We start from the raw sequence: 10,995 nt of genomic DNA on the forward strand, positions 1-10,995 counted from the left end.
GATTGTGCATTACAGAATAGGCGCAGATCTCGATGGCGAATATCGAGCTTAAAAGGCGATTACGTTGTTCGATCGACGTACAGGGCTGTATTAATACTGGGAGCGCAGGAGCAAGCGAGCAGTGCAGTCGCGGCGGTGCTCGTAGTTTTTATCGTTAACCTTGTCAAAACCACACAAAAAACTCCGCCTAACGCAGCGGCTTGTAATGTTGTAGAAAGGAGTATCGTCTATTGATACCAATTGGCTACGCGGCTGAGTCATGGTTGCTTATCCAGTGCTTTATGGCTTAACACTAGATAATATTGGCTGAGGAGTCAAATATCGGATAGCTTTAGGCTTGGCGTTCTTTATAACTTATCTAGTGATTTAACGAGTGCATGTCCTCGCTTATTGTTCTCGCATATTGTTAATCTGGCGAGTGCCTGTCCTCGAATAATTGTGTTAATATTTTATGACCTTATGGTTTTTAATAAATCTTAAGCTAAAGGAAATGGCTTTGATTAGCTGTTTATAGGCGCTATGTTTCGGTAGCCAATATATAGGGAAGAGAGTTATGTATATTTCCCCTGTTTTTTTAATGGGTCGTAGATGTAAATGAGTATTATCATACTAAACTACTGTGATTTATTTTTTGATGCTCTTGACTGTATTTTTCAAAAGTTACTTGTTGACCCAACCATTCATCATGTAAAGGAAAAGTCTGAGCTTGATTATAGGGCTCTTGATGAATGTGAATATCTCTTTTCTTATCGTCATTCTATCGAATCGCACGATATAAAAGATATCCACCAGTTTGATCACCCCTCGAAAAAAGTCATATTCTATGTGTTTGGGGGGAGTGACTTTGATGGTACGCCTAAGGAGATTGATGGTGTGGCTTATTTGCCCATGGGAGCACCAAGGGAGCAGCTATTTAATGCGTTACACAACGTATTTTTTCCTAATCTTAAAAGTCCCCACCATCTTGATGGCGTGGCGCCTTTACCTCGTGATTGCTCAATTGAGCGCAGGAATACAGTCTTTAATGGATTCACATCCAGGCAGAGAGATATTATCGGTATGCTTTTAGAGGGGAAAAATAATAAAGAGATCTCCTGCGCACTTTGTATATCCGGCAATACAGTAAAAACGCATATAAGTAATGTGTTTAAGCTGTTGGGTGTTAGTAGTCGTGCCCAGGCGGTTGCTGTCTTTCGGAGTGCTCCAGGCCCGCAGGTTGAGAATGAAAGCCTGGCAAAGAACGTGCCGCCCTCTCGGCTAGCATCATAATCGTAACTATTACCATCTGCAATCACCCAAAAGGGTGATTAGTGTCTAGCCATAACAATCACCCTTTTGGGTGATTGTTGGTCCATTATTTCCCTTCTATATTGCCCATCCCGCCCAACTAAATTCATGCGGGTACTGCTGAAGTCTTAAAGCCTTTATTATCGTTTTGATTATCTCCGATGATAAGCTTTTGATTTTAGGGGTAAAATTAAAAAGGAAATTATAAATGAAAAAAATATTATACTTGCACTCTGTTGTATATCTCCAGCGGTTATGGCTGGCGAAGTGATTGATAATACGGTCGTAGAAGCACTGTCTTGCGAGGAGGAGCGATGTCAATAATCGAGACAGGCACTCGTCAAATTCTTCGAACAAGAATATTACCGACGCTTCGCCAAAAAACGGCAGTGTAAACAAAAATCCGCTTAACACCTCCCGCTCAATACCCTTTTTTAAAACACCACGACTGACTACTGCGCCAATAAATAACCCCAAGTTATTACGCTTGGGGTTATTTATTGTTTCCGGTATATGGTGTTACATCTACGACAATATACCTAGAGCTCTCAGATGGTCATTTGTTTGGCTGTCACTTTATTTAATATCGCCTGTACTGCTTGGTTAGTGTGGGTTAAGTGGTGTGACAACTAGCCTGACACATAGGGTTACCATTATTGTGACTTTTGAGGTCCCCGATTATGCCCGCTTTTTATGATCAAACAATAAACAAGTTAGTGTGTGTCCCTGTAATTTTTTTGGGTATGCATCGTACATGACTTATCAACAATGCATACCCCTTCTCTCAGATAAACTTACGCGGCCTATATTCTACTACTACCTATTTGGTCGCTGGATGGCTGATTACTTACAAACCGTTACACAACCCCTCTCACTTTTACGCTTCTTCTCTCTTAATACTTCTCGATTTGCAGCGGTAGTCTGGGGATCACCTACGCCATAAGCACCATGAACAGAATCCAGTAAAACTTGCGATATGATTTCCATAATATTTTTCCTAATTAGATTATTTATACTGCATTGATTTCTTATAATAAATTTTGGTATTTCACTTCCCTGATAACGCCTAGGAAATTTCTCACAATAAATAAACGCCCGGTAAGAAACTGCCAGGGCGTTCAGACTTTTTAAAAAAAGTCCGTGTTAACTCCTATATCCGCCAGGACAGGCTGTTTCAAACTCAGCCAAAAATCTTCTCAAACTCTTTCATTGCTTCATCTCTTTTACGCTTCTTCTCTCTTAATGCTTCTCTATTTGCAGCGGTAGTTTGGGGATCACCAACGCCATAAGCACCATGAACAGAATCCAGTAAAACTTGTGATATAACTTCCATAATATTCTTCCTATTTAAATTATTGATATTGCGTTAATTGTATCCATTAAAACCACTCAATTTAAATCCGTCCTTCAAGCTGTACAGCGGCTCCAAAAACCACTCCATCAGTGTTCGAGCACTGAGTTGAATGTCCGCTTCCAGCTAAATACCCGGTTTAAGTGGCAATTTCTTGCCAAAAGCAGTAACAGTTTTATTATTTAGTGAAACCGTTACTTGATAACTCGGATCAGCACTGGCATTGATTATGCTCAATGCTGAGTTCGGGCTATTTGACAATTCTTGCGGCATCAATACATGCCGGCTAATTTCTTTAACCTTACCCAGGTAAATACCAAATTTTTGATAGGGGTAAATGAGGCATCAACTCCAAATTCTGTACACATGAACACCCGATACTATAAAACCCCATAATTCGTTATAACCTAAAACATCAACTAAATGTAGCACTAGTAGAAACATCATTTACATAAAGCCCCCCATGCAGATCCGGAGGTACGCTTTTCCAGCACTCTGCTCCTCGGTTGTACTCGCTCTCACGGCTTAAAGCTACCTTAATCATATAGAGGTAGACCAAAGAGCAAAGTCAACTTAGATCAACCACCAAAATTTAAGTTGCAAGATTTATGTCTATCAAATCAACTACACGATCAGCAGAGGCGATTGTTTCCTTCCTGTGGGCAACGATGATTCGAGAAATATTAAGATTTTTAATATTCTCACTGACGATGCTTTCATTATTTAGATCAAGGTGACTAGTCGCCTCATCCATGAAGAGTATCTTAGGTTCACGGTATAAAGCACGCGCCAATATAACACGCTGCTTCTGCCCGCCTGACAAAGACGCGCCCATGTCACCGATAAGGGTATTGTATTTCATGGGCATGGCCATAATATCATCGTGAATGGCCGCCATCTTGGCATAATGTTCTACCTTACCTACATCAATTTCATCACCCGAAAACGCGATATTATCAGCAATAGAACCAGTTAACAATTCATCATCCTGCATTACACCACAAATATAACTGCGGTATTGAGGGAATTGTTTTACGTCTGTTTCATCTATCAAAATTTTCCCCTTTTCCGCCTGAAACAAACCCATCATTACTTTTATAAGGGTCGATTTACCGCAACCAGATGCCCCAATTATTGCAATAGATTCCCCCGCCCTAATAGTCAAATTTATATTTTCAAAAACCCAAGCCGAAGATGGACTATAGCGGTAGCTAACATCGATTAGGGTTAACTCACCTCTAACTTCAACATTACGTGAAATCAGTGCTGTGCTACCTGTATTTTCAGTTTTCGTCAATGTAATATCAGAAAGTCTATCAAGATGGATCGAGAGCATTTTATAAGAAATAACCTGATCAATTAATGAATTCATGCGCCCAACAAATTGCTGCTTATAGCTCATAAAAGCATATAGCATACCCAACGACATTAAATCGCCCATTACAGACATTGCAGCTAGATAGATTACGACTATATTTTCCACACCAAATAAAAGACCATTAATCACGCTGTAACCAAGGCTGAGCTTTTCAACTCTAATCCCTAAATTCATCGATTCAACTAAATTATTTTTCCAATAATTTTGACGACGGCTTTCTTTTTGGAATATTTTAATGCTTTGAATTGCGCGCACAGTTTCCATAAAGGCGGTATCAACTTTTGCATCAACCACTAAAGCTTCTTCATTTAGGACCTTAAACGTATGGTAAGAGGATATACGTACCAGCGCATACAAAACAACGAAACCAATTACCACAACGCCTAATTTTACGCTATAAATCATCATTAGCGTCAAGGTCAAGACGGCCATCAAACCATCCAGTATAGCGGCTATTAACCCGGTAGTTAGAATATCTTCGATCGCATCTATAGATCCAAATCTAGAAACTACATCGCCCATATGCCGTTTTTTAAAATAATCCATAGGTAAACGAATAAGATGGCGAAATAAATTTGCTTGCATTTGCAAGCTGAATTTATAGGACATATTCATCATAAATAAACTGCGCAATGTACTGGTAGTCATTTCGATGAGCATCAGCATACAAAAGCCAATGGATAGAACAATAAGTAAATTTACATCTTTCGACAGAAGTACGTCGTCAACAACCGTCTGCATAAAAAACGGGCTGGCCAGCGAAAACAGCTGCAGAAGAATAGAGAGTATAAATATTTGAATTAATGATCGCTTCAATCCGGTAATCTTCGACCAAAAATAAGAGAGCTTAAGAGTAGCTTTTATTTCTTTTTGTTCGAAATCGTCCGTTGGTGATAGCTCTAGCGCAATACCAGTGAAATGTTTGGCAAACTCCTTTTGATTCAGTACGCGCTTACCAATTGCGGGGTCATGTATAGTGTATTTTTTATCACTCACTGAGGTTAATACCACAAAGTGGTTCATGTCCCAATGTAATATGCAGGGTAATTGTAGTTGTTTGGTATCTTCAAGTTCTAACTGTAAGGCTCGGGCACTTAAGTTTAACCCTCCTGCTACCTCAATCAGCATTTTAAGGGTAACACCTTGGCTTGAAATCGAGTACTTTTGACGTAATTCAATTAAGTTGGTTTTATGCCCATGGAAACTGGAAATCATAGATAGACATGCAAGCCCGCACTCCGTGGCTTCTGTCTGGAGTGTAATCGGAGTTTTATTTTTATTGGTAAAGAGTACTAGGTCCACAAGATGGCCTTACTTAATCAATTAAGATATACATCACAACAATACGATTCATATCTTAGGAATTTAGAAGAGTTTATCTTACAAGCATATATTCCGTGTTAATGATAGGTCACACATGTTGAGGGAATATTGGCATGGGGCATATGGGGCGATGCATATCTAGGAAAGAGTTACCACGCCACCCGATTTGTTCTTTGCTTTATAGATAGCCTCGGGGTCACCATAAGCACCATGAACAGAATCCAGTAAAGCATTTTATAAAACTAACATATATTCTTTCCTTTTTTGATCATTATGATCATTTAAAATAAAACCACTTAAATTAGATCCGCCGCTCAAGCTGTACGGCGGATCTAAAAACCATTCAACTCAGTGTTCGAGCACTGAGTTGAATATCAGCTTCGAGTTGAACGCCTGGTTTAAATAGCAGTTCGGCCTGCCTGTTTAGTAAAGCCGTTACTTGGTAGCGTTAACGTAATAACTGACAATCTATCGAGATGGATTGATAACATGCGATAAGAGATAATGCGCTCAATTAACGAATTCATAGGAGATACAAATTTCTGCTTATAACTCATAGGAGCCTAATCACTGAGATAAAGACTCAAATACTTTAGGCGATATACCTATACGATCCATATGTATTGACTCATGTCAGCGAGTCTCCGATCACATATATTTCCGCACCATAAATCATGAACAAGATCGCACCTGCTTTCATCCTATTACTTAGAGCAATGGTTTGTGGTGAGCTTGAGCTTGAAGAGCTTTTATAGTTAGTCTCGGGATCACCACCGCTATAAGCACCATGAACAGAATCCAGTAAATCATTTGATAAAACTAACATGTCTTTTTTTCCTTCTTTTGATCATTATGATCATTTATAATAAATCCACTTAAATTAGATCCGTCCTTTCAAACTGTACAGCGGCTCTAAAAGCCATTCCATCAGTGTTCGAGCACTGAGCTGAATGTCCGCTTCGAGTTGAACGCCTGGTTTAAGTGGCAGTTTCTTGCCAAAAGCAGTAACGGTCTGTTTACTTAGCGAAACCGTTACTTGGTAGCTCGGTTCAGCACTGCCATTAACCATGGTTAGTGCTGAGCTCGGGCTATTTGACAATTCTTGCGGCATCAAAACATGCCGACTAATTTTTTTTATTTTACCCTTGTAAATACCAAATTTTTGGTAGGGGTAAGCGTTATAACGTATGTTGACTTCCTGCCCAATCGCAACAAAACCAATGGCCTGTGATGGAATTAAAATATTTGCTTCAAGAGTCATGTCACTTGGTAACAATGTAGCCAGCAATGCATTTGGGTTCACCGTCTGCCCTTCAAACACTTGCAAGCCAGTGATTGTCCCTGATTTATCAGCCCTTACAATCTGGGCCCGCCTAGACTGTAATTGCACAATATTTTGCTGTAACTGACTCAAAGCCTGCTCAGCTTGCTGCTTTTTCTCCTGAAATTCATAGCCAAGCGTGCGTAGTTGTAATTTCGCAGATTCTATTTCTTGACCCTGCTGACCCAGGGTACTCTCGAGCTGTTCAGATTGAGCATGCAACTGCCAGAGATTTTTTTTAAAGTCGTCTGCGCTACTGCCAGACGCTAATTTTTTACCTATCAGCTCCTCTCTATTCGCTAGCTGCTTCTCGGCTAACGCTGTTTGTTTACCTAAAATAATTTTCTGGCGAACTAAAATACTAATTTCATTTTGTAACCCTATGACGCGGTTATCTATCTTTATACCCTCCAAGTCATAACGACTCGGTAAATCATCAAATTGCTTAGAGAGTATTTCGAACTGCTTTTGGTACTCTTCCAACATTGCAGCCTCTAATGATTCGCCTGTTTTTAATATTTGATCACCATTAATTAGAAATAGTGCATCGCCCTCGCTTACCTCATCACCCTCAACAACCATTATCTTTCGAACAACGCCCAACTTCGGACTGTAAATTCTAAACACGCCTTCACTGGGCTGCAAAACACCAAACGTTGCTTGTTTTCTAGCGTAAGTTCCCAACATGAGATAAGTGATAATCGAAAATACAATGAGCATTATCACACCTAACAATAAGGTGAAGGATATAGGTTGTACTAACAAGACCTCACCCCATAAGCTTTCTTTTTGCTCATCAATTACCTGCTGCCTAAAAATCGATTTCGTCATGCAGCACCCGCCAGCGACAAAGCCCGATCAACAATACAATCTACTGCACTCGGTTTCCCAGCGAAAGAATATTTTTTTGTGGAATCAATGATTTCATAACTTGAAAAATATTTTATTAGACGCTCTTTTGATACGCCTGACACGTCATCAAGATTAAGTAATGTACCCGATTTACAGTCAACTATTTTTTGTGCATTTAGTTCCTGTTCAAAGTTCAGTGGTAACATAAACTGAGGTAACCCAGCTAACAGAGCATTTAAGCAAACACCGTGGCCGGAATGATGAACAATCGCCCTGCAGTTTTTCTTAATATTTTCGAACGACTGTAACGCCGACAAGACTTCGACTTTTTTCTCCATCAACTGCTTCTTGTCTTCGACACTTAAGCCTTTACCGTAGAATATCACCTCATCACCAAGCTTCATCAACAACTTCTTCAGCTTCGGCCACTGAGGAAAAAAAATGATATTTCCGTTTACGTAAACAAATAGCTTTTCACCAAACTCACCTCCAATTCTATTTACGTCAAGCGGTAGAACATAATCGCTTGACGTACGATCTTTCGCATAAATATCAAGCACGGGTAACGTCATCACAAATCGATTACCCTCATGTAAACGCACTATTGAATCTAGTGGACTAATGCCTTTCTTAGCCAATACTTGGTTGATATTACCAAGAGATATATCAACCGTTTCACTTGGCTGAGTGATACCTGGAAAGTTCACATAACCAGACTCATTGTCCACAAGGGGTGGCAACGTGAAGCTAGTACCTACATTGACTACTGGAATATTATTTATATACGCGTGTAAGTTTAGAAAAAAGGCGTATTCAGATATCACTACGTCAGGATTGAAATCATAAAAAACAGTTTCCCAGGAATCTAATGAGCGCTCTATATATGTAGGATTATGAAAACCAAATACATAATATAAATCTGCAATATTATTTAGCGCCGTATCCCGCTGATAGCTAACCCTTTGATCAATGGGTATTTCAGATACAATTCCTGTGCGAATATTAGGATCAATATCCTGAATATTATGTAAACCATTACCATAAATTCGTACATTATGGCCTTGGGATAAAAAAGCCTCCGCTATCGGCTTTACGTTGTAATAGTGCCCGTTGCCAGCACCTAATTCCCAGCCAATTAATATGTTCACGTTACCACCTCTAGCATATTCAGGGCTTGAAAGCGTTTAACTGAGCGCTTTATCATGCGATCCATTTCATCGTGCTGCAGTAAAATATCTTCACCTAATTTAACGCCTTGAGGTATAGGGAAGCCAAACATAGAATAGTGCCCCTGAAATGCACTTCGGTAATTAACCGTAACATCATCTAGCAAGGTGATTTTGTCGGTAGCATGAATAAGCCGGTCCCAAACAATACGATCACCCATCGAGTGTAATGCATCTGGTATCAGCCACCAACTTCCAGCATGTTCAAACATTTCTTTACGGACAAAAATGCAATTTGTATCACTAAATAAAACACCATTACTGTGCGGGCACACTCCCATAATAGACCCATCTAAATGGCATATATTTCGCTGACAAGCCACGACCAAGCTATTGCCTTTAAGGGACGCGTTAATCATATTTTTAATATGGTTTTTATCAAACCAATTGTCAGAGTCTAAAAATGTAATGGCATCAACGCCGAGGGCTTTAGCATAAACAACACCTATGCTCCTCGGTGAAGAACCGTAGTCCGCAAGATTACTTGGTAGGGTAATGTTATGTACCCCATCGAATTCCGAAAACCCATCGCTCTCACAGCCATCGCCAACAATAATATGAACGATACTCTCATACGTTTGTAGTCGCACGCTAAGTAAACATTCGTAAAGTAAAGAATTATCTATATGGTAGGGAGTAATCACAGCAACTTTCATATTACAATAAATCCGTAACGCCTAACACCAAAGGAAACCCTGATGCAAGTTCTCTAACTACGGGCAATATAAGATTTTCGCTCATCGAACCGAATGAATATTTATTTACATTTAGGGTATACATATCTAGCCCACCTTTCCTTTGTATCACTAACTAACCACTACTATGGTTTGTATTTCTAAGAATTACATGATAATTAATATAATTAACCCGTATTTTTTTTGTACTACTCTATAGGCTATCGGCATTGTAAAACCCGCAACCCAATTTTTATTCACCATGGAAACTAAGCCTTTCTGACAGTCATCCAAAGTGCCGATAAGCGAACCGATAAAAACCCTTACGATATAAATTTATTCCATTGTGGATATTCAGTACAACCGTAAACATACACTTAGGAACGTGCACGAAATAAAGTCGAGCATAAGAATTCGTAGACCGACCATCGATAAAACCATATTGAGTTTTATTTGCTTCAGAAAAGAAGACACTCGCATTTTATAAACCTTTTCACCCATTAACCCTCTACCACTTTTTACCTTGGGGAGCAAACACAATACGTTCAAGGTCTGTAACTGCGGGCTCCAACCTTGACTAGCTCGCTATTCTCTAATCACAAAATAGATATTTCGATGCCCAGTCAGCTCACGACTTTAGTAACCAAATAACCTTACCCTCCCATCAGCGAAGCTACGTCTACCCACAACTTGCTGCCACTGATAGATAATATAAACAAGTCAGCAATCCAGCAATCACCCAAAAGGGTGATTTCGACCACTCCCCCGACAACTGAAACAACTTTCGATGCGCCCTTAACGCTAGCAGGCGAGCGGCTTATTCGAGCATTAAGTGTAAGGGGCGAAACCCATGAGGCAGGCACCGATAAAACATAAAGACAACCAAGGAACGTGCACAAAACAACTTCCGGATTTGACCGTTTATAGAATTCGTTTAAAACACCAGATTTGGGCAGATGCCTAGGATTGCGTGAGCGAATCACTATTCTGATGAACATAAACAAGGAATGATAAATCTAAATGAGAGCCTTTCCGAAAAGGGGGGGCGCCGCTATGCAGCAGTGGAAGCCACAAAGTTGGGATACTTTACCTAACTTTCACAAAAATCTACGAAGAACCATAAATATTTTCACATCGCGAACACCTGCGGAGCTTCGAGTTCAGGGACTATTAACGCCTGATTAACTACCGCCACCGCTTGGGCACGACTACTAACACCCAATATACGGAAAATTTTATAAATATGTGTTTTAACAGTATTGCTAGAGATACATAAAGCTTTGGCTATTTCTTTATTGTTTTTTCCCTGCACAAGCATATCAACAATATCGTGCTGCCTTGAAGTTAAATCACCGAATACTGCCGGATGATTTTCAGCTACAAAATCGATATCAAAATTCAGTGTCGCCACTGTCGCGCTCTTGCCGTGGTTATTTTCAATATCAGGAAAAAACACAGACCTTAATGCCTAACCAATTCTGTTCTTGATGCCGACATGTGTATATAGGCAAAATAATGCAGGACAGGAACCCTTAAAACATAACCACACCTAAATACATTAGAAAAAATAGACCTCCTCTACC

Annotated in this window: 9 protein-coding genes; 2 read left to right on the plus strand and 7 right to left on the minus strand. The window is 39.8% G+C overall.

Annotation, left to right across the window (positions count from 1 at the left end; genetic code table 11):
• The coding region (locus tag AC3A8L_RS15740) for a hypothetical protein (RefSeq protein WP_487963225.1) at positions 1–234 on the plus strand (234 nt) is incomplete at its 5' end.
• Positions 235–594: 360 nt separating this feature from the next.
• Positions 595–1,269, plus strand: a complete 675-nt coding sequence (locus AC3A8L_RS15745; protein ID WP_487963226.1) for a helix-turn-helix domain-containing protein — start codon at positions 595–597, stop codon at positions 1,267–1,269.
• Between the two features lie 1,198 nt (positions 1,270–2,467).
• Here the strand turns inward: AC3A8L_RS15745 and AC3A8L_RS15750 are convergent.
• The 7 genes from AC3A8L_RS15750 to AC3A8L_RS15780 all read right to left on the minus strand — a co-directional run bounded on the left by AC3A8L_RS15750 (position 2,468) and on the right by AC3A8L_RS15780 (position 10,868).
• On the minus strand, positions 2,468–2,620 hold the full coding sequence (locus AC3A8L_RS15750) for a hypothetical protein (RefSeq protein WP_487963227.1): 153 nt from the start codon (positions 2,618–2,620) through the stop codon (positions 2,468–2,470).
• 610 nt (positions 2,621–3,230) lie between these two features.
• On the minus strand, positions 3,231–5,318 hold the full coding sequence (locus tag AC3A8L_RS15755; protein ID WP_487963228.1) for a peptidase domain-containing ABC transporter: 2,088 nt from the start codon (positions 5,316–5,318) through the stop codon (positions 3,231–3,233).
• A 649-nt stretch (positions 5,319–5,967) separates the two neighbouring features.
• Positions 5,968–6,165 carry a hypothetical protein gene (locus AC3A8L_RS15760; RefSeq protein ID WP_487963229.1) on the minus strand — a complete coding sequence of 66 codons (198 nt, stop codon included), beginning with the start codon at positions 6,163–6,165 and terminating at the stop codon, positions 5,968–5,970.
• 54 nt (positions 6,166–6,219) lie between these two features.
• Positions 6,220–7,491 carry a beta-barrel domain-containing protein gene (locus tag AC3A8L_RS15765; RefSeq protein WP_487963230.1) on the minus strand — a complete coding sequence of 424 codons (1,272 nt, stop codon included), beginning with the start codon at positions 7,489–7,491 and terminating at the stop codon, positions 6,220–6,222.
• Complete coding sequence (locus AC3A8L_RS15770) at positions 7,488–8,660, minus strand: nucleotide disphospho-sugar-binding domain-containing protein (protein ID WP_487963231.1); 1,173 nt, start codon at positions 8,658–8,660, stop codon at positions 7,488–7,490. Before AC3A8L_RS15770 ends, AC3A8L_RS15765 begins: the two co-directional genes overlap by 4 nt.
• On the minus strand, positions 8,657–9,394 hold the full coding sequence (locus tag AC3A8L_RS15775) for a glycosyltransferase (protein ID WP_487963232.1): 738 nt from the start codon (positions 9,392–9,394) through the stop codon (positions 8,657–8,659). Before AC3A8L_RS15775 ends, AC3A8L_RS15770 begins: the two co-directional genes overlap by 4 nt.
• 1,147 nt (positions 9,395–10,541) lie before the next feature.
• Positions 10,542–10,868, minus strand: a complete 327-nt coding sequence (locus AC3A8L_RS15780) for a helix-turn-helix domain-containing protein (protein WP_487963233.1) — start codon at positions 10,866–10,868, stop codon at positions 10,542–10,544.
• Positions 10,869–10,995: the final 127 nt, after the last annotated feature.

This window comes from Marinagarivorans sp. (assembly GCF_982758155.1).